Here is a 21542-nt window from a genome sequence, read left to right as displayed (position 1 = left end):
ATGATTGTTGTTTAAGACATATCCTCCGGGTTTTGCTATAATTAGGAGAACATAAGATACAAATTATGAGTAGAGGTTTTGTAAAGGAAGAAGATCAGGAAGAACCAGTGATCATTCCACCAAGGGCAGCGATACCGGATGGAGTTACAAATTATGTGACACCAAATGGACTACAGGAACTACACGTGGAATTAAAGGAGCTTGAAAAGGAGCGATCGAATATAAGTATCAAAGACGATACAGAAAAAAGAAGAGCGCAAGGTTTGATTGATGGAAAGATCAAATTACTGGCTGAAAGAATTCAATCTTCACGTATTTTAAAACCCGAAGAACAGGCACAGGATGAAATTCGATTTGGAGCGCACATCAAATTGAAGAACCTCGATAGTTCACAAATTCAGAAATTCCAGATCGTTGGAGTGGATGAGGCAAATATTAAAAAACAAAAAATTGCATTTGTAGCACCAATTGCCCGGGCAGTTACAGGTAAGAAAGTTGGTGAAACTGTAGATTTTAAACTCGGTGATGAGATTAGAAAACTAGAAGTATTGGAAATTTACTATTGATTGGTAGTTAAAGTAAATTTAAGATCATCTACAATGTCTCCATATTCGTCTACCTCAATTTCAAAATCAATTGATTCACTAGCCTCGTAACCAATCTTTTGCATTTGAATGGGATCAATCACTGCTGTATACTTTCCTGGGCTAAGTCCAAGATAGGTAAAGTATCCATCTCCCTCACTTAAGATTGACTTGACCAACCTACCGCGTTCGTCCAGAATGTTTATAGTTATTCTGCCCTGACCCTGTAGCTGATTTTCATCTTTCAGATAAACCATTCCAGCAATTTCACCCAATACCTCTACAGGTACTTCTATTTCCTGAAACTGATTAGGAAGTGTAAGTATTTCTATTTTCTCGTTCCTGACTTTCCATGCTATGTTGTCGAGACTGTTGGGGTCTATCTCCAAAACTATTTTAATGTAAGGCTGTAACTCCGTGATTCGAAGAACCGTTCCATCATTATTAGTAGATAGATTTCCCATTGTATTTTTGATATCCAACCCACTCACAGATGGTTCCATTGGATCTCTTTTGCCATTGGTGTTAAAATCCAAAAATGGAATTATACTTACCGCAGCCTTAGACACTGCAGAACGATTACTATTCGCGACATATCTCGTGTTATCGTCTAGCATTAAGCTTCCTCGAGCAGATTGTACAAATGAATTGTTCTGATTACTAAGTCTTGAAGTAGCTGAAGTTTGAGCGAAATTGAACGCATACCTTAACCCAATTTCAAAAATATGTGCATTTCTAAGCATATTATTCTCATAGGCTATATTGACAAAACCTTTATTAAGAACAGGTCGTTCAAGCTCCATAATAATATTGTTGAACTGATTTCGACTAAAATCGTATTGTATCTGCGGAGAGAATAAAAATTTACCAGGTAACCGGTAATTCTGGGAGAACGAAGTGTAGATTGTGGGTTGCTTAACACGATCGTTATAGATCCCATACGTCGTAAGGTTTGTACCAACTCCCATGATAGCACCAGACAATAGTAGTTGCGCTGTAGTGAACTCAGTGTTGGGCATAACAATCTGATTTACACTAAATCTGCTGAATAAAGAGAAATTTTTAGTTCGGATTGGTGTAGAGAAACTTAATTTTCTCTCTTCAAGGTAATTGAAGTTGATGGCCGTTTGATCTTCATCATATTTGATGTAATTAAGATCTACCTGAATATTTCCGAATGTACGATAACTCAAAAACCCTTCACTTTTTACACCATACATAAACTCTCCAGTGAAAAGTAAATTTGGAGCGATCTTGATGGAAGAATTGATAAATGGCATGACTCTATTATCTGTCACAGCACTAAAATATTCTGCGCCACCTCCCAGAGTTATTGAATTATTGAGACCGTAATTAATATTAACTCTTGAAAAACGGTCAAGGTCATTGTTTTCTACAATTCCCGCGGTAAGAGTATATTCCAATTCATTTTTAGGAACAAAATTATAGGGGATATTTATGATACGTTCTTCAATCCGCTCTTCGCCATAAGGTCCGTAAAACTTTAACCGAACTGCCGTATTACCATACATCAAAGGGACGTTAAAAGTATAGAAACCGGATGCATCAGCCTGGGTGAATTCAACCAGAATATTGTTTACGTAAAGTTCAACCGTCCACCGAGGATCTGTATAATCACTAAGTGTATAAGTTCCAAAAGACCTTCTATTCTGAAATGGACTGTTGCTAACCTGTACACCACTAACCGGAGCAAAGAGAGACGAAGTGGCCCGGGTAAAGATCCTTCCTGCAGTAATCTGCTTGAACAATTTACTTTTGTTGTCTACATATCTCCATTGATAGAATTGATTTCGAGAATCGAATGGTAGCCGAGTAGAATAATTCAGTAATAAATTAGTTTCACCTCCTAGAAATACGGTACCTAATCCAAGGTTAAACCTGTTATCGTTTTCAAATTCACTTTGTTGAGTGGTTACAATTCCCCAATCAAGACTACCTGCCTTAAAAAACGGATGATTCCTTTGTATGACTGTGTCAGGATTAACAATCCCACGTACGCGGTTTACATTTTCTCTGAGTTTTTTTAAACGCATTTCTTTTATCACCGGAAGTTCTTTGTCAGTCTTCAGGTTAACGGTGAGACTCCTAAATGAAAAAGTAGTATTAAGATTGAATATTTTTCCATAAAGGTTAGATTTTAGGTAAAACGTAGTAGGCGACTGAATAAAGTCTTCTTCCGAAAGTTCAAAATCTGTATTCTTGTAAGTGATCTTTTTTTCCGAAGGATTAATTGTATATGTAGAATCCGGATGTATTATAAAACCTTGAAAACCATTGTTAGTTTCCTCATTTTTGATCTTTAAGTAATTAAATAATTCATTTACAGGAATGTATGCGTTCTGTCCCTTTATGGCGATTGGAATTTCTATAGTTCCTAGATCGGGAACATTCATTTCTACACTCAACTCATCGTATTCTGGAATATTGTTCTGTGAATATCCAGAAAGATTGAATAAAATTATAAACAGTAGACCAAAGAAGTATTCTTTAGAAATCTGGTTAATAGTCGCAGAAAATTTGATATACATCAATTGCAGGACTTCTTTCTATTGATGAATGAAATTTAAAGTGAAAGTTCCAAAATACCTTCCAGGCAGGTTACCCGAATTATCTGAGGGAATACGTAAAGTACCACCAACGAACACTTCATTGGGAGTTTGGGCATTGGGTGATTGCGTCACAAAAGTTCGTTGCCCGGTGCTAAAACTATCTATAAAAAGTTTTATTTCCAGACCGGTATCTTGATTTTGCAGGGTGTAGGACCCCATATCCTGAATTTGAATTATAGTTCCGGGATTAGCATACACATCAAACAATGCAGCAGAAACTGGTTGGCCAAAGTTGAGTTCAAAGATATCACCATCTACAGTTCGTTGATCATCATAACTAACACTAACATTACCACCAGAATTACCAGCTGTGAAAGAACCAAAGTTAAGATTCCTGCTAGTCCTTACTTCAACCTCCACAGGTACAGGAGGATTCTCCTGGGCTTTCAATTCCAATCCAAAAAGTAGAATGGTTAGCAACGAAAACGTAATTTTATAAAGGTTCAGATCTTGCATTACTTTTGTCTATTTCTTAAACAGGAATTTTTTGGAAAATCTTTTCTCGTCTACCTGTAGTATAATTAAATAAACACCTTCACTTTTAATACCATCCAGAACCACTTGCTCATTGCCTGAGGCCTCCTTTATATCCAGAATTTGTCCTGTAATCGTACTTGCTCTAATTACGCAGTTCTCAAATTCTTCCAAATTAAGATTTACATGTACATTTCCATTTTCAGTAAAGACATCAAATGGTTCATTAAACGCAATTGCCGGGCTCGTGATATTGTCTTCAGAGAACATTAATTCAAATCTGCTATTATTAATTCCGGATTCGATTTCAAAATTGTACACCGGGTTATCTTTGAGATTTTGACCAATCCTTTTTTTATGATCTATGAGATAGATATTGAAATCCAGGTTCAAATTTTCTAATGAACTCAGATTGATACTCATTTTTCCGCCTCGATCAGCAGTAATACCTAACTTCAGCTTATTGTAACTTTCGTTTTCAGGATAAGGGATAGCATTAATTGCCAAATTTTTCTCATTCGTGGTAATAGTATAAAAGCTAGGTACGGTAGGGTCTGTATTTCTTAATTTATGTGCGTCCAGTTCCTTTTCGAAATCTGTAGTTGAAAATGGTGAAAAATAGATCACCAAGGGATCTTTCTGAGTGGTTTTCTTGAAACCTGCTTCCAATCGAATCAAAGACCTTTGTGCAGGAACCTGTGTCCTATAAAATTCCTGTTCAAAATTAGTGACGCGTACCCTGTTATCCAATTGAATATTACCTGTAACCAAACTTTCACTATCTGAGTCACTGACCTTTATAAAAAAGCCCTGCATTGAAGGAATAATGTTCTCTGGTGCGCTATCCAAATTTGTATTTCCTGTAGAAATATTATTAACAAAGGCAGTATAGGTTCCAGTGTACTGACTGTCTTCACTGGCGTTAAAAAAGTAAATACCATCATCAATATTGTCCCTTACCCAACCTTGTTCTGCATTCCAATCTATAGGGGAAGGGTAGGGGTTCCCGATTAAATGAAAACCTTTGGTATATTCACGATGATTATTCTCTAATTGTTGGGAGAAAATTGCCCCATTAGTAACTTCTCCTATCAATTCTATAGTTCGTGGAGAAGAAGAAGTGCCAAAATTAAGTGCATACCCCTCTGAAACGTTTAAAGAATTATCTGGATCTATATAGGTTTCCCAACCAGTTGCATCCTCAATACTACCCTCAATTTCAAGGTTACGGTTTTCATCATAGCGATAAAAATGTGGAAAACCACTATCAGGATCTGATAAATCCATAAAAGCTGAAAAATCACCAACTACAGAATTTTGAAATGGTGAACTAAAATATTTATATCCGTAAGCTTTATCAAGATAACGTTGCATACTCACTAAACCAATTACCTGTCCACTTCCTGAACCATCTATTAGAGCTGTTTGTATCTCGTTAGAAATTAAAGTAAGCTCATCACCAGTATCTAAAATGCCTTGCTCTACTTTTAAGTTTCCAGTAACTTCAATATTTGCTTCTGAAGTTACTCCGGAAGAATTATCGACTCGCAAATTTTGTATTCGATTATTTACGAAAGCTGAATTTGGAATGATTTGAGCAGAAGTTCCTTCAAAAGAAACACTTCCCGTCTCTGTATTTAAAAGGCCATCATTTATTAGATTTCCGGCAATTCGCAACCAATTATCTGTAACAAGTAATGAAGCACTATTCTCGATTGTCAAATCCTTAGCAAATGCATTGGTTCCTGCCGAAATTTCCGGATAATTTCCTGAAGTTATATTCTCGGGAATTAATACGTCTGTTTCTAATGTAGGCAAGCTATTACAACTCCAGTTATTGGTATTGTTCCAGTCGTTATTTTCTTCACCGGTCCATTCCCATTCATCCTTGACAACAATTGTGACTGAAGCGTTTGGAGAATTATTAATACAACCCGTCACAGTGTCTTCAATACTAGTGATGGTAAAATTAGTCGTACTGGTTATTGCAAAGGGTAGATTGTAAATATTACTATTCACAGTAATATTGTTTATAGGCGTTCCATTTACCTCTGCTGAAACTAAATAATTTCCACTACCGGTGAAATTTGCTAAAAGAATTATTTCTCCTCCTGAGCAAAGTTCTGTTGGGCTGGCACCAAACTGAACTTGTGGTGTTTCAGCAATTAAAATACGGGCAGCATCAGATTCGTGAGTTGTAATGTATGGACTTGCTCCTAAACCTTTATTATTTGCACTTTGCAAGTTCACACGTCTAAAAATAAAATATTCTCCGGGCTGATCAAAAGGAGCTGTTGACAAATCTGGTGTAAAATTCTTTTGTATTGCTCCGGGAATTTCAATTTTAGAGCCGTTTTCAGAAGTACTGTATATCCATTGAAAACCGGATCCAACATTTGTTACTCCGGGAACTAAATCGATATCATCTCCGGTAATTTCTTGTGCCGTACCATCATCACAAATTACCTGCTCAAGTGCACCTGCAAGTTGACTCCCAGTAATTTTTCGCAGATTTTGAAACTCTACCACGTTACCACCAGCGTTTTCGTAATATTCGTAAGCGAGTAAATTCTCTTGTTCGTTAAGGTTTAACAGCACATTAGCATCTGTCCTTGGACCTCGGTCTGTCCAATACTCATGGATAGTTTCATTATTTATTTTTAATCTAATGCCGTCATCAGACCTAAGATTGACAACATAGAGACCGGTTTTAGAAGTAGCATTCAAATACCTGACTGAAAAAGTTTCCGTATATAAAGAATTAAAACCATTTTCAGAAGATACCTCAAAGCAACTATAATTTCCGCCAAACCCTTGCGCAAATTCTTCCTGCTCGGTATAAGTTCCAAGGTAAGTTTCAAAATCTCTCCCATTATACACATGTCCAATCCAGGAGTCTGTGCCTGCAGTAGTTTCATCTCCTGTAGAAGGAGTATTAACAATGACTTCTACGGTGGTTGTACTTATTTCACTGGTACAGCCGTTCACCGTTGCTGTTGCTGAATAAGCTCCGGCCTTGGCTGCGGTCATATTGAATATTTCCGGATTCTGCTGGCTGGAAGCAAAACCATCAGGTCCAGTCCATTGATAGTCTGCTCCCGGAATATTGGAAGCGGTGAGTTTTAATGTCCCTTCCACACAGATTGGTCCATTATTATTGACTAAAGGAGCAGATGGAATTGTATTTATTGTTGCCAGGACAGGAATTCTTGGACCTGTGGTGCAACCATTTGAAGTCGCATCAACATAATAAGTGGTGTTAGACGATATACTAGGTGTTGTAAAATTTATCCCAGTTCCTAAACTCGTTTCTCCATTTGGATTTGCATACCAACTAATTGTTCCTGAAGAAGCTGTAGCTCCAAGATCCACTGTTCCGGGTCCACAACGAGTTCCAGGAGTTGTACTTGTAATGGATGGAATTGTATTTATTGTTGCCAGTACAGCAGTTCTTGAACCTGTTGTACAGCCATCTGAAGTCGCATCAACATAATAAGTAGTATTTGATGAAATACTTGGGGTTGTAAAAGTTGTACCGGTTGCTAAACTCGTTCCTCCTGTTGCATTTTCATACCAATTTATGGTTCCGGCAGAAGCTGTGGCTCCTAAACTAACTTTTCCCGGTCCACATCGTGATCCCGGTGTTGTTCCAGTAATAGTTGGATTAGGATTCACAACAACATTCGTTGTAGCAGGCTCGCTTGCACAACCATTTACAGTTGCGGTAACAAAATAATCCCCTCCATTAACCGCAGTGGCATTTGGAATTAAAGGACTTTGTTGATTGGAAGTAAAACCATTTGGTCCATTCCATTTATAAGTTGCTCCAGGAACATTGGAAGTAGTAAGTTGAATATTTTCTCCGCTGCAAATGGGGCCATTGTTTGAGGGTGTAGTAGGAATACCATTAATTTGAAAAGTAGCCGACGAGCTAGAATTAGCTTCAGGATTAGAAGATACAATCTCTAGTGAAAATCCTGAGCCATATAATCCTTCAGGAATTTTCAAAGATGTAGTAATTTCAAAAAAGTTCCTACTGTTGTTGCCGGGAGCATCGAACTCATTTATGGAAGGGTATATTTCCAATGAAGTACCATCAGGATAAGTGAGAAAAAATTTATAATTAGTATCAGTGGTAAAAGATCTGAAATTGATATAATATGGAAAAAAGAATAAAAAAAATTCTCGAGTATAACCATTCCTTACTTCAAAAGAAACTTCTATTTCAGATCCTGAACAGATATTTTCCTGTTCAATTTGTGGTTGAGTTATAACGGGTTCATACACCTGCCCAAATCCACTAAACCCAAAAAACAAAACAACCACCAAGAACAAGCCTTGTTTAAAAAAAGAAGAATACTCTGAGTAGTTTTTTTTCATCCGTATTAAAACCTAAAGTTTTATCTCGGTAGTAGATAGATTATTTCCTTCTTCTTCAGAATAGCTTACTTTTAGAACTCCGCCATTTAAATCTACTTCATCAGCGTTTCTGAGCTCAAAACTGAAATTCCTTTTTTTATTGGGCGTGTATACTGAAACACCTTTAACTATGCCTACTTCGTTTTCTGTACCATCCGGAGAAATATGAGTAGCGGTAAGATTTCCGTAGACCGACATATTTCCAGATCGATTGATCACTAAGGATAGTTTTGGACTTTCTCCTTCATTATTTAGAGATATCTCAGTCAAATCGATTTTTGTAGTAGATTCTCCTTCACGTACAATAATTGGAATACTGATTCCAAAAACGGTTTTGATATTGATGGAAATTCCTTCGCTTTCTTCAGCTTCTTCCGCACCCAGTGCTGTTTGCTCTTCTACAGCGCGAAAATACATATGTGAGCGATATTCACCCTGTTCTAAATTGCCGGTTCTGGTTAATTGAACACGTATAGTTTGAGCTTCGTTAGGAGCTAGTGAAACTCGCCTGGGAAAATATCTAAGAAAATTTGTCGCAAAACGCTGACCATCTTCAGGCTCTTCCACCTGTTCAAAATTTCCTTTTTCGGTCATCTTGTAGTTTACAAAGGAGATAGCATATACTGCGGTATCACTACCAGTATTGGCAAGATTAATTTCCTGTGAACGCTGAGTGCCATCAAAGACCAATCTTTTAGGCATGATCATAAGATCACCCTGAGCGTAAGTTGCAATACCTGAAAAAATAAAAGTAGATAATAGGAGTAGGGGAGCAAGTAGTTTTCTAATCATACCGGGGGCGTGGGATTTGAGGGTTCGAGCCAAAATTAACAATTTTGAATCTATATGTACAAAAGTCTTTAATTAATTATAGGAAACAGTAACATTAAAACCAGATGAATTAGTATAAAAACCAGATAGCTGGTTAGCTTCGAGATTTAAAGTTGCACCAATTTTTATCACATCCAATATATTTCCTTCCTCCGGCAACACAGTAAATCTATCAATAATTAAGATCTGGTTTGGATTGTTTTGGTTGTATAAAGTAAATTGATCTGGTAAGGTAATCGCGTAATTATTATTACCATGAGTGATGACAGCTTCTGCTGGGTTAACATTTCCTGGAATAGAATTAGAAATTTGTACGCCATAAGCAACCCGGGAACCATCTGGCGATAGAATAACCCGTCCAGGATTATAAGCACTGATTACGTTTCCAAAATCAAGATCTACAGTTTTATCGATTTTGATAGGATCGATAATTGTCGCTCTGCTATTGACCGTAGCCGAAGCCGAATTTTGCGCCGAAAGACTGATCCCAGTTAAGCTTAAAAATAATATGAAAAAGTAATTTCTCATTGGTAATTTTTAATAGCGGTTAGACAAACAGATTAAAACTAAAAAAAGCCGCCACAGAGGGCAGCGTTTCTTTATATTTTTGTAAGATACGGTTTTATTAATTGTAGCCTACTGTTACCTCAAAAGTACCAGTATAGTTACCGGTAGGTTGACTCGCATCAACATTTAAAGTTGCACCAACTCCGATTGTCTGGATTGATCCTGTACCTTGCGGTGTAGCTCCAGCATCATCTTGAAAAGTATCTACAGTAATTTCATTACTACCACTTTGAAGAACAACGCTATTTGGCAGCGTAACATTGTATGCAAACCCGCTAGCTGCAGTAACATCAAAAGTAGCAGCAGCTGGTGATGTTGTACCAATTTGGGATAATCCAGTAGCAGTACCATCAGTTGCTATAACTACCGTTCCCGCAATATTGTTAGAAACTTTACCAAAATTCAAATCATCTTCAGCAGATATTGTAATTGGGCTAACAATATCAGCCGCGGCATTAGCGGTTGCAGATTCTTGTGCAAATGCAGTTCCTGAAATAAAAGCTAGTAGGATAAAGGTAATCTTTTTCATAACGAGTAGGTTTTTGATTTGTTGGGCACAAAGATTGTCACATTTTAATCCTACAAACAAATCTTTTCGTTAAAGCAGTCGAAATAGTCGTCGAATAACACTTAAGTATCGATGAGTGGAAATAATATTGATTTTCTGAGTGGTGCTGAGGGTAGGATTATTGGCAAGTCAAATTGTAAGGGCTGTCTTACAATAAATTTAATTGTAGCTAACCACCACAGCGATAGGTGTAGAGGTAGAATAATATCCTGGATCTATTCCAGGTTGCATATCCAAGGTTGCGCCCACCTTAATAATCTGAGAATCTTGATTCAGTGTTTTTGAATCAATTTCTGTTTTAAAATCTTTCAGAATAATTTCAGATGAACCATTCGTTAGTCTAACATTCTGTACCGGTATTTGAACGCTATAAGAATACCCTTTTTGACCCCTAACTTGCAGATTAGCAGCGGTTGCATTACCTGACTGCTTAAGAATCGCACCGCCAGTGGCTGTCCTGCTATCATCAGTATTTAAAATAACCTGACCTCCATTCTGAGCATCAATATCAGCAAAATGCATGTTTCTTGTTGTGGTTAGAGTAATCGGTTCAATAATATTGACAGATGCAGTAAAGGTCGCGGTAGCACTATTTTGTGCTACCGTCACATTTATGCTTAAAAGCATAATAAGGCTAAATAAAATCTTTACGCAATTACTCTTCATCATAGGTCAAATGTATAGAAATCCTGAATACAGTCGACAAAAGACACGTTATTATCGATGAAATGCATTTAATTTTAACTTTTACCTTACATTTAGACCCATTTATATTAAAGTTTTTAATAGGAGATAACCTATGAGAACAATTTATTTAAAAAAACCGCTGACAAGCAGCGGTTTTTTTTCGTGTAACTAACTAAATTTTAATCAGAAGAACTTAAGATTTACCTGATTTCTCATTTTCCCCATTAGCGCCCTTCTTATTAAATTGCATGTTTTCCTCATCTACCAATTCGGTTTTGTCTTCTGGTTTCGTATCGTTACTCGCTGGAATGTCAAGCTCGTCTGGTGTGAAATCTACTTGCTCTTTTTGATCAAGGTCCTTATCCTGCCCTTTATTCATACTTCTACCTTTCTCATTCAGAGCTTCTTTATCCTCATTTGTGATCTCAGGATTGTATGGTAAATCTTTTTTATCTGACTGTACTAATTTCGAACTACTGGATTCTGTCTTTACTTTTTTCATAATTTCAGTTTTATGAAATATACGAAGCGATTTGCGGAGATACCGTGAACAGGAAGTTAATCTACAGTTAACGGAAATAAAAAAGAGAGCCGAAGCTCTCTTTCAATATTATATCTACAAATAGAAGATCTATTCAGTATCTGCCATAGTACCATCAGATTCCAGCATCGCAAAGAATTTATCCAGGTTTGGGATAATTACGATTCGGGTTCTTCTGTTCTTGGCCATATTATCCTTATTAGTATTATCAACTAAAGGCTGGTAACTACTTCTTCCGGCGGCAATTAATTTGGAAGGTTCAACATTATACTTATCCTGCAAAATTCTAACGATAGAAGTTGCTCTTCGAACACTTAGATCCCAGTTATCCTGAAGGTAAGATTCTTTTACCATAGTTCTATCATCGGTATGACCTTCGATCATAACTTCCATAGCTGGTTCGCTATTAATTACTTCAGCTAATTTCTTCAGTAGTGGCTGAGCTTCTTTAGTAACCCTGTAACTTCCGCTACCAAATAATAACTTATCTGAAACATTGATCATCACAACGGTTTCATCGACATTGATATCAATATCATCTGCATCAGCTCCTTCAGAAATATTCTGCTTAAGATTATATGAAACGGCAAGGTTTATACTATCCTCTAAAGTTTCTGCTCCTTTCACCTTTTCAGGATCGATCTTAGCAATAGTGGATTTCATTTTCTCTTTTGTCTTTTTAGACATTACGGTGAGATCATTCATTTCCATCATTCCTTCATTCTCCGTTCTAAGAGAATTGATCTTGGAATTATAATCAGCAACACGTTCTTCTATACGTGCGTACTTTTCTTCAATTTCTTCTTTCTCAACCTGCGTTTTTTGAAGTGTACTTCTTGTATCATTAAGTTGTCCTTCTAATTCAACATATTTCTTTTTAGAAACACATGAGGTCAAAAGACCTGCGGTTAATACGGTAGCTGTGATTACTTTTCTCATAATTTAGTTTAGTTCTTAGTATTCTTATTTAGTTAATACTTTTCACCTCTTGCTACAATAATGCCATAAGAAATTTTGGTGCTGCTTTCTGCTCCTGATATTTCATTCTCAAAATTAGTGACTACATTAGCTTAGTCGCTGAAAAACAAGAGGTTTGAAGTTTTTCGGTTTCGAATATCAAATGAATTTGAATACCCGGATCTCCTGAATTTGGGTAATAGATTCATAGTTTAATTGTGTAGATAATCACTCCAAATTGTTGACAATTTCTACAACTTAAGGTTATTCAGCTCCAGATTGAGTAGCTGCCTATGCACTTTCCTTAGACATTTAACAGAAGTTTATTAGTAAACTTACCACAATACCTTCGCGGTAATACATCTAAACGATAACTTTGGAAACTTCTAAAATTCAGTTTTTTGAGCACAGCCAAAGCACGCTTTATCAAGATTTTAAAAATAATTGGAAAGATCTTTCTGGGGATTCTCATTTTGTTGATTCTTATCCTTCTATTCGTAAGAAGTCCCTGGGGACAGAATATTATTAAAGACAAGTTTATATCCTCCATAGAAGAGAAGAGTGGCGCAAAGATAGATCTGGAAAGGATCTATATTCAATTTAACGGAAATATCGAAGTTGATGATCTTTATATCGAACATCCAGATGGCGATACCATTATATATAGTGAACATATAACTGGGAATATCCCTTTCATGCCTCTCATAAAAGGAAATGGATTCAGTCTGGACGCTTTGGAAGCTCGTCGTGTTCGTGCTAATATTATTCGGGAAGATTCTATCACGGGATTTAACTATGAGGTTCTAATGAAGGCATTTGCTTCAGATACCACACAAACTGCAACCACCCCGGCCGATACAACTAGTTCAAGTATGCAGATATCTCTTGGGGAGTTTGATCTGAAAGAATTTGATGTCGATTACGTAGATAAGGTGAGTGGTATAGACACCAAGGCAAAGTTTAAGGAACTTCAACTGTCTTTTGCTGAAACAGATCTTACCAACATGGCTTTTGTAGTCGAAGAAGCTATTCTAAATGACGCGCAGGTCACCTATAATCAAACAAAACCTTTTCCTCCTTCTGAAGGTGAAACAAGTCCCGCACCTGTATTTGAAGTGAGAAAATTAAAATTTAGTGACGTTCGAGCCAGTTACAATTCCAGTCCCGATTCTATTTCAGCAGATATGAAAATTAAATTGCTGGAAACAAGTCAGTCGAATTTCAATTTAAAGGATAGCATTATCTCTTCTGAATTGCTGAAACTTCATAATTCAGATATTATACTTGAACAACAGCAAAATACTACTTCAGCAACAATAGATGAGCAGGGGAGTACTACTGAAGCTTTTGCGTGGCCCGTATGGAAGATTAATATTGATGAGATAGACCTTGCAAATAATAACATTCTTTACCGCGTGAACGATGCTCAGGTGAAGAAAGGAACTTTCAACCCTGATATCCTGGATGTTAAAGACCTTGACTTACAAGCCTCTAATATTTCTTATGCACCTGAAAATGCGAGTTTAAATATTTCTGAATTTAATTTTACTGAAGCTTCCGGGATTGAGATAGATCAATTCAATCTTAAAGCAGAACTTACCAAAGATCAGATACAACTCACAGATATTACTTTCGACGGAATTGGGAACAGTTTCAACGGAGATTTACTGCTTAAGTACAATGACCTTGATGCCTTGATAAAAGATCCAGGAAATGCCAGTTTACAGGCTGATCTTTCAGACATAAATTTAGAGCTGAGCGAATTCTTCAGATTTCAGCCAGATCTTAGAGAGAACGAATATTTAAAAAACCTCGCAAAATCACCAGTTAAAGGAAATCTTTCCATAAATGGGAAAGTTGATAATCTAAACCTGGCTAATTTAAATTTACGCTGGAGAAATACAAATATTAAGGGTAGCGGAAGTATCGTAAATGCGCAGGACCCAGAAAACTTAAGTTTTAACCTTCCAAATGTCAGACTTTCTTCCACTCGAAAAGATCTTCAAAATTTTGTAAGCAAAGCTGATCTTGGAATGCAAATTCCAGAAAAGATCAGTATCAATGGAAGTTTTAAAGGTAATATGGAGAAGGTTAGCACGAATGCTAAGATCGCTACTACCGATGGGAATATTAACGTGGATGGGAACTTTGAATTTGGGGACCAGATCGCTTTTGATGCAGAAGTTCAGGGTGATGAAATATCTCTAGGAAGCTTACTTCAAAATGATGCCCTCGGCGATTTGCAAATAGATATAAAACTTACCGGAAGTGGTAATTCTGTAGCAGATCTTAATGCGAGTCTTGATTCTACAATAGAGAGTTTTACTTATAACGGATACGAATTCAGACAAATCGATATAACCGGGGAACTCGAAAACGGAAAGGGACCTATCAACTTAATGTATCAGGATTCAAATCTTGACATGGAAGCGCAATTAGATGTTGCACTAGATTCTGTTTCTCCAAGAGTAGATTTTAGTTTATACCTGGATGGTGCAGATCTGGAAGCTCTGGGAATCACTCAAAAAACAATTAAAGCCGCATTCGAATTACAGGGTTGGTTTGAAGGAAATTCTTCGGAATATGAACTTGAAGCAGAAATAATCGACGGAGTAGCGGTTTATAATAACAAAGCATATTTACTAGGTAGCTTTAAAGCAGATGCATTTGTAAGACAGGATACTACTTCCGTAGACATTAATAACAGAATTCTGAACCTTGATCTTAAATCCAATGCCACACCTGCAGCTTTCTCAGCCGCCATAGACCGACATTTCAAGAGATATATTACGGAAAATTATCAGGAGGACTCTATTTTCAATCCTGTTAATATGAAGATCAATGCGAAGATCAGTGAAGCACCAATACTCACAGAAGTGTTTCTTCTTAATCTGCAAAAACTAGATACGGTCAATATAGATGTCGACTTTGCAGAATCTGAAAGAAGGTTGGATGCCAATATCGATGTGCCATTTGTAAATTACTTCAATAGTGAGATCGATAGTTTAAAACTGGATCTTAGATCTAACCCACAGGATCTAAAATTCGAGTTCGCATTTAAAGAATTAAATACCGGTCCGCTGGCTATAAAACGTACCATCGTTGGAGGTGATGTTCAAAATAGAAAATTGAATCTTGAATTCACTTCGGTTTATGATACTACCCAGGTTGTTCACGCTACTTCACAGTTGAATTTCCAGGGTGATACCTTGCAATTTCATATCGATAACAAAGACCTGATTCTAAATGGTAATCCCTGGCAAATAGAGGATTCGAATATGCTGAGTTTTGATACGGGCTACCTTAATTTCCAGAACTTTAGATTGTTTAGAGAAGATCAGGAAATGCGCATAAGCAACGATAAACCCGGTGTTGAAAAAGAACACCTGAGCCTTGACTTTAAAAACTTTAAGTTAGCTGCATTGTTAAGCTATCTGAATCCTGAAGAGAAGCTGGCACAGGGTCAGGTAAATGGGAACATCGTATATGAAGAACCTTTTGGAGAGACCGGTATTCTGGCAGACATGGAGATCAATAAACTATCTATGCTAGGTGTGGATATGGGAACTCTTAGCTTACAGGGAAACTCTTCTGGATTTAGTCAGTATGATTTCGAAATGGCGATGAAAGGTGGGGAGATCGACCTGGATCTTGTTGGATCTTATATCGCTGCTGAACCTTCAGCAAAATTGGATCTAAATCTTGATTTAAATGAAATCCGTATGACTGCTCTGGAAGGCTTTTCACAGGGAGAGATCAAAAATGCCGATGGAAGCTTCAGTGGAAATTTCAAACTTAACGGAACTCTATTAGAGCCCGTTTATGAAGGAAATCTGCAATTTGACGCTGCTTCCTTTAATATTGCGATGCTCGATTCTCAATTTACCTTGCCAGATGAGCAGCTTGAAATGGATAATCAGGGTGTGTATTTTAATAATTTTGAGATTGTTGACTCTGAAAGTAATTCAATCGTGGTCAATGGGGAGGTTACTACTCCAACCTTTTTAAATCCAGGATTTGATCTAGATGTACAGGCAGAAAACTTTAAACTTATTAATTCTACGGAAGAGGATAATGACCTTTTCTACGGAACTGCGGTCGTTAATGTAGATGCACAAATAAAAGGTGATCTTACTTTACCGAAAGTCACCATGAATGTTGATGTAAGAAAAAGTACGAATCTCACCTATGTAGTACCGGAAACCGAACTTCAAATGAAGGAAAGGGATGGTATCATTATTTTTGTGAATAAGGAAAATCCCAACGATATTCTTACCGAAACTGAGGAAGAAAGCTACGTAGTTTCTGGTTATGACATTTTTACCAGGTTAACTGTAAATGAAGGAGCAAAGTTCAATGTGATTATTAACCAGGAAACTGGTGATATTTTCCAGGTTCAGGGAGAAGGTGATCTAATCTTCAATATGTATCCTAATGGTAGAACAGCCCTTACCGGAATTTACAATATCAACGATGGGTATTATGAGATGAGTCTTTATAACCTTGTTAAAAGAAGATTCGATATAGCTGATGGAAGTCGTGTTTCCTGGGCGGGTGATCCTTTTGATGCCCAACTTGATGTAAGAGCAATTTATCGTGTGGAAACTGCAGCTTCAGGATTGTTGTCGTCAAGTTTAACCGCTGTAAACCCCGAAGATGAACGAATGTATCAGCAGGAAATTCCCTTTCTGGTTTATCTAAACGTGGATGGAGATCTTATGGCTCCAAAGATTTCCTTTGGATTAGATATGTCGGAAGATGAACGTGGTGCAATTGGCGGAAGTGTTTATAACAGAGTTCAGCAATTGAACAGCCAGGAACAGGAGTTAAATAAACAGGTATTTTCATTACTGGTTTTAAACAGGTTCTTTCCGGAAGGCGGAAGTACAGGTGCCGGTGGTGGTACCATGGATGTTGCCAGAGATAACCTGAATAGTGCTTTATCAGACCAGTTAAACATGTTATCAAGCAAAGTACTTGGAAACAGCGGACTACAATTGAATTTTAATCTTGATAGTTATACAGATTACCAGGGTGATAATGGTCCTCAGGATCGTACGCAATTAGATATTAGTGCTCAGAAAGCATTCCTTGAGGATAGGTTGATCGTTGAAGTGGGAAGTGCCGTAGATATTCAGGGAGGAAACCAGGCAGGGCAGGAGGCAAGCCCAGTCATTGGAAATGTAAGTATTTCTTATCTCCTTGATGAGAATGGTATCTGGAGATTGAAAGGTTTCAGTAGAAGTCAGTATGAAAATGTAATCGACGGGCAGTTGGTAGTGAGTGGTATTTCCTTAATTTTCACCAAAGAATTCAACAAGTTCAAGAACATGTTCGAAAAGGCAGTGATGGAAGAAGTAAAGAAGGAAAAGAAAGAACCTGAAGAAACAGAAAGTTCAGAAGGTACAGAAGGTACAGAAGGTACAGAAAGCACAGAAGATGAAAATTAGAATTTCAGTAATCATATTAATAGCTGTAGCGTTTTTTCAATCCTGCAGCGTGGAAAAATTCATACCTGAAGAGGAATCACTTTATACCGGTGCTGAGATCAGTATAGAATCTGATTCCGTAATTAAGGAAGAACCGCAATTAAAAACTGAATTGCAAAGTGTTCTTAGACCAGAGCCGAACGCGAAAATTCTGGGAATGAGACCGGGACTTTATTTTCACTATAAAGCACAACGCGAAAAGCCGGGAATCATCAATAAATTTTTAAATAAAAAATTAGGAGAGGAACCAGTTTATCTTTCAGATGTTGATCTTGAAAACACGGAAGAATTACTTCTGAATAGATTGGAAAACAGAGGTTTCTTTTATTCGAATGTAACTTCAGAAGAAATAAAAGATGAAGATGCTAAAACAGCTTCTGTAAATTATGATCTTAATGTGCCAGAGCCTTATACTATGGCCACATATCAACTAGATAATGATACATTATTAGTGTATCGCGAGATCAAAAGCAACCTGGAAAAGACGCTGCTGGAAGATGGGATGAGATTTGATCTTCCGAAGTTAAAATTGGAGAGAGAACGTATAGATCTTTTTCTTAAAGGTGAAGGATATTACAACTTCAATCCCGGCTTTTTAATTTTTGAAGCCGATACCAATCAATACGATAAGAAAAAATTTGATCTATTTCTTAGACTTAAGAAGGATGTTCCCGCAAAATCTGTTATTCCTTACAGGATCTCAAACGTAAATGTGTATGCTAACTACAATGTAGATGAAGATAGCGTTACCAATAATTATAAACGCTTCAAGGATAAGAACTACTTACAGGATGAACTGTTCTTTAAACCAAAGTATTTAGATCCATACCTGCTTATTGAAACAGGAGATAATTTTAGTCCGGAAGCTTCAAGAGCTACTAGTAGAAGATTAGGAACAATAGGCTCTTATAAATTCGTAAATATAAGGTATGATGAAGTAGATACTCTGGCCGTGGATAGTATTGGTCTGCTTGAAGCAAACATATTTCTATCACCCTTAAAAAAGCGTGCAATCAAAGCAGAGCTTCAGGCTTTGACAAAATCCAACAATTTTGCAGGGCCACATCTTGGAGTGACCTTTTCTAATAGAAACCTGTTTAAAGGTGGGGAGCGACTGGATATCTCAGCTAATTTTGGATATGAAGTTCAGCTTGGAGATGGAGGAATTCCAGGAAGAAATTCTTTAAATTTTGCCCTTAGTAACGATCTAATAGTACCACGACTTCTTTTCCCGATAGAGTTTAATAATAACTTTTTTAGATATGACATTCCGAAAACCAGGATAAGTCTGGGTGGAGATTATCTAAAGAGAGCTCAGTTATTTACACTTACGAGTGTAAACGCTGCCTTCGGTTATTTCTGGAATGCAAACAGGTATGTCACTCATGAATTAAATCCAATAGATCTTAACTTTATCAGACTCGGTAATGAAAGTGAAGAATTTTTAGAAATATTGAGGGAGAACCCACTTCTGGAAAGTAGTTTTGATCAGGAATTTATAGCAGGTCTAACTTATTCCTTCACCTATAATGGAATGATTGATCCCACGAAAAAGCACGTATTTTACCTCAATTCGAACTTTGATATTGCGGGTAATAGTATGAGCCTAATTGGTTCTGAAAATGAGGAAGGCAAAGATGAAGTTTTTGGACTGGATTATGCTCAATACGCTAAACTGGACATGGACTTTCGTTATCATTATAGATTTGAAAATCAAAGTTTAATTGCCACTAGATTATTTGGTGGTTACGGAATTCCATATGGAAATTCAGATGTAATGCCTTTTAGTAAGCAATATTTTTCTGGTGGTCCATATAGTGTTAGAGCTTTTCGAACCAGATCCCTTGGGCCAGGTACTTTTCAGGGGGCAGAGGACAGTGAGCAATATCGCGACCAATCCGGTAACATTAGAATTGAAGCCAACGCGGAATACAGATTTCCAATAGTTACCTATTTGAACGGTGCGTTTTTTGTTGATGCTGGAAATGTCTGGAACAGCAAATCTCAGGAAGAAACTGGTTTAGAAAAAGGTCAATTTCAATCAGATTTCATCAATGAACTTGGAATCGGTGCAGGCGCTGGATTAAGAATCGATATTCAGAGTTTTGTGATAAGGTTCGACCTTGCTTTTCCAATGCACGATCCAAATGAGCCTCAAGGTGAAAGATGGGTAAATGATTTTGGTAGCCCGGTGTTCAACTTCGCTATTGGATATCCTTTTTAATGCTGAAGTTTCTGACCGTAACAAAGATCGCCGGCGTCACCTAAACCAGGTACTATATAACCATTTTTATCCAGCTCATTATCTATTGTAGCGATCCAGAGTTTAGAGTTTTCAGGAAATTCTGACTTTAAAAATTCAATTCCTTCCGAAGATCCAATAACAGAAACCAGATGGATTTTTGCGGGTTTTCCCATAGGCGCAATTGCTTTTAAAACATTGGCGAAAGATTTTCCCGTAGCAAGCATGGGATCCGCTAGAATTAGAGTTTTACCTTCCAGAGAAGGCGAAGCCATATATTCTACCAAAACTTCAAAATTTTCATCATTGTCAGGATGATGTCTATAAGCCGAAATAAAGGAATTTTCAGCATCATCAAAATAATTAAGGATTCCCTGGTGTAAGGGCAAACCTGCTCGTAAGATAGAACAGATCACAACCTCATTGTCTGGCTGGGCAATTTCAGAAGTTCCAAGCGGCGTTTCAATCGCTTGCTTATTGTAATTGAGTTCCTGGCTAAGTTCATAAGACATGATCTCTCCCAGTCGCTCAATATTTCTACGGAAGCGCATGCGGTCCTTTTGCACATGTACGTCTCTCAGTTGACTTATAAATTTATTAGCGATAGAATTATTTTGGGATAGTTCGTGAACCTGCATTTAAATCTGACTTTTATAATACTCAAAATTACTTTTTTTATTTTACTATAGAGAACACACTCAAACTTGAATTTGTTCGTTTTCTTACTAATCTTCAAAAATGGCTGTATTTTTGATATAATTATGCTGCACAAACCACTTGCTATGAATAGATTGATTCTCCTATTATTAATATTTAGCTCTGCTTCCCTTTATTCTCAAATTGAGATCCCAAGAAGCACAAATACCGGACGGGTTATTAAAGCGGAAGAATCAAATTCTACAGGGTTTCCTATTCTGAAGAGAGATAATACTGAAAAAGAAAGTCGGTTCTTAAAAGAGAAGCCCAAAGCAATAGACCTTAGAGAAAACCCTAATAATCTGCTTACTGAAGCTGATGCTATGAAAGAGAAATGGGCGAAAGATGCTGAAGTTAAAGAGGAATATAGATTTGATCAAAGTCTTGGGAATGTGGTTACGCAAGGGAGATTTGTAGAAGTTTACTGCAGAGATCATCAATTTATTGATGGTGACAAAGTGCAGATCATCGTAAATGGTGAATTAGTGGAAGCAAGTGTTTTGCTTACTGCTGGATTCAAACCGGTTTTGGTAAACTTGCAGGAAGGCTTTAATAGTATTCAATTTGTAGCGCTCAACCAGGGAAGTTCTGGTCCTAATACTGCAGAGTTAAGAGTTCTCAGTGAAAAAGGGGAGATGCTTGCTAAAAAAGAATGGAACTTGCTTACTGGCGCAAAAGCCGAATTGATCGTCGTCAAAAATTAAAAAATCTCTGGTTTAATTGGAAACAAACTGATTATAGGTTTTGATACTATCTATAATTTCACATTAACTTAAGGTTCCCTGACAATCTTCTGTTAATCATTCTTCCTAAGCTTCTTTAAGTTGGTAAATTGAAATCAATAACCAATAAAATTA

General features: G+C 37.0%; 14 protein-coding genes. 4 read left to right on the top strand and 10 right to left on the bottom strand.

Features of this window, described 5'->3' with window-relative positions; genetic code table 11:
• The first annotated feature begins 65 nt into the window (after positions 1-65).
• Positions 66-566: a GreA/GreB family elongation factor gene (locus ABVM50_RS11760; RefSeq protein ID WP_405198742.1), complete on the top strand. Its 501-nt coding sequence runs from the start codon at positions 66-68 to the stop codon at positions 564-566.
• Here ABVM50_RS11760 and ABVM50_RS11755 read toward each other — a convergent pair.
• From ABVM50_RS11755 to ABVM50_RS11715, 9 genes are all read right to left on the bottom strand, one after another.
• Positions 560-3133: a hypothetical protein gene (locus tag ABVM50_RS11755; RefSeq protein WP_405198741.1), complete on the bottom strand. Its 2574-nt coding sequence runs from the start codon at positions 3131-3133 to the stop codon at positions 560-562. The two genes, ABVM50_RS11760 and ABVM50_RS11755, sit on opposite strands and share 7 nt — an antisense overlap.
• Before the next feature lie 18 nt (positions 3134-3151).
• Positions 3152-3670 carry a DUF4402 domain-containing protein gene (locus tag ABVM50_RS11750; protein WP_405198740.1) on the bottom strand — a complete coding sequence of 173 codons (519 nt, stop codon included), beginning with the start codon at positions 3668-3670 and terminating at the stop codon, positions 3152-3154.
• A gap of 9 nt (positions 3671-3679) precedes the next feature.
• The gene (locus tag ABVM50_RS11745) at positions 3680-8068 is read right to left on the bottom strand and encodes a hypothetical protein (protein WP_405198739.1); all 4389 of its coding nucleotides are present in this window, start codon (positions 8066-8068) and stop codon (positions 3680-3682) included.
• A 12-nt stretch (positions 8069-8080) separates the two neighbouring features.
• Entirely contained in the window at positions 8081-8899 is an 819-nt protein-coding gene (locus ABVM50_RS11740; RefSeq protein WP_405198738.1) for a molecular chaperone, read from the bottom strand.
• Positions 8900-8971: 72 nt separating this feature from the next.
• On the bottom strand, positions 8972-9466 hold the full coding sequence (locus ABVM50_RS11735; RefSeq protein WP_405198737.1) for a DUF4402 domain-containing protein: 495 nt from the start codon (positions 9464-9466) through the stop codon (positions 8972-8974).
• A 97-nt stretch (positions 9467-9563) separates the two neighbouring features.
• A complete protein-coding gene (locus tag ABVM50_RS11730) occupies positions 9564-10034 on the bottom strand; it encodes a DUF4402 domain-containing protein (protein WP_405198736.1) in 471 nt (156 codons plus the stop codon).
• A 198-nt stretch (positions 10035-10232) separates the two neighbouring features.
• Positions 10233-10742: a DUF4402 domain-containing protein gene (locus tag ABVM50_RS11725; RefSeq protein ID WP_405198735.1), complete on the bottom strand. Its 510-nt coding sequence runs from the start codon at positions 10740-10742 to the stop codon at positions 10233-10235.
• Between the two features lie 211 nt (positions 10743-10953).
• Positions 10954-11262 carry a hypothetical protein gene (locus tag ABVM50_RS11720; protein ID WP_405198734.1) on the bottom strand — a complete coding sequence of 103 codons (309 nt, stop codon included), beginning with the start codon at positions 11260-11262 and terminating at the stop codon, positions 10954-10956.
• A 129-nt stretch (positions 11263-11391) separates the two neighbouring features.
• Positions 11392-12240, bottom strand: coding sequence for an OmpA family protein (locus ABVM50_RS11715; RefSeq protein WP_141877768.1), 849 nt, complete (start codon positions 12238-12240; stop codon positions 11392-11394).
• Positions 12241-12659: 419 nt separating this feature from the next.
• Between ABVM50_RS11715 and ABVM50_RS11710 the strand changes: the two genes are divergently transcribed.
• Together ABVM50_RS11710 and ABVM50_RS11705 are read left to right on the top strand one after the other, a co-directional pair.
• A complete protein-coding gene (locus ABVM50_RS11710) occupies positions 12660-17708 on the top strand; it encodes a translocation/assembly module TamB domain-containing protein (RefSeq protein WP_405198733.1) in 5049 nt (1682 codons plus the stop codon).
• Positions 17698-19971 carry a BamA/TamA family outer membrane protein gene (locus ABVM50_RS11705; RefSeq protein ID WP_405198732.1) on the top strand — a complete coding sequence of 758 codons (2274 nt, stop codon included), beginning with the start codon at positions 17698-17700 and terminating at the stop codon, positions 19969-19971. Before ABVM50_RS11710 ends, ABVM50_RS11705 begins: the two co-directional genes overlap by 11 nt.
• On the opposite strand, the gene upp is transcribed toward ABVM50_RS11705, so the two are convergent.
• Positions 19968-20627 (bottom strand): uracil phosphoribosyltransferase, encoded by a 660-nt coding sequence (gene upp / locus ABVM50_RS11700; RefSeq protein ID WP_405198731.1) that lies wholly within the window; start codon positions 20625-20627, stop codon positions 19968-19970. The genes ABVM50_RS11705 and upp overlap by 4 nt on opposite strands.
• A 144-nt stretch (positions 20628-20771) precedes the next feature.
• Between upp and ABVM50_RS11695 the strand changes: the two genes are divergently transcribed.
• Complete coding sequence (locus ABVM50_RS11695) at positions 20772-21389, top strand: hypothetical protein (RefSeq protein ID WP_405198730.1); 618 nt, start codon at positions 20772-20774, stop codon at positions 21387-21389.
• Positions 21390-21542 lie beyond the last annotated feature (153 nt).

The sequence above is a fragment of the Christiangramia sp. LLG6405-1 genome (genome assembly GCF_045055805.1).
GTDB lineage: Bacteria > Bacteroidota > Bacteroidia > Flavobacteriales > Flavobacteriaceae > Christiangramia.
The sequence above is the reverse complement of the archived record's forward strand: the minus strand, read 5'-3'. Positions and strand labels throughout refer to the sequence as shown.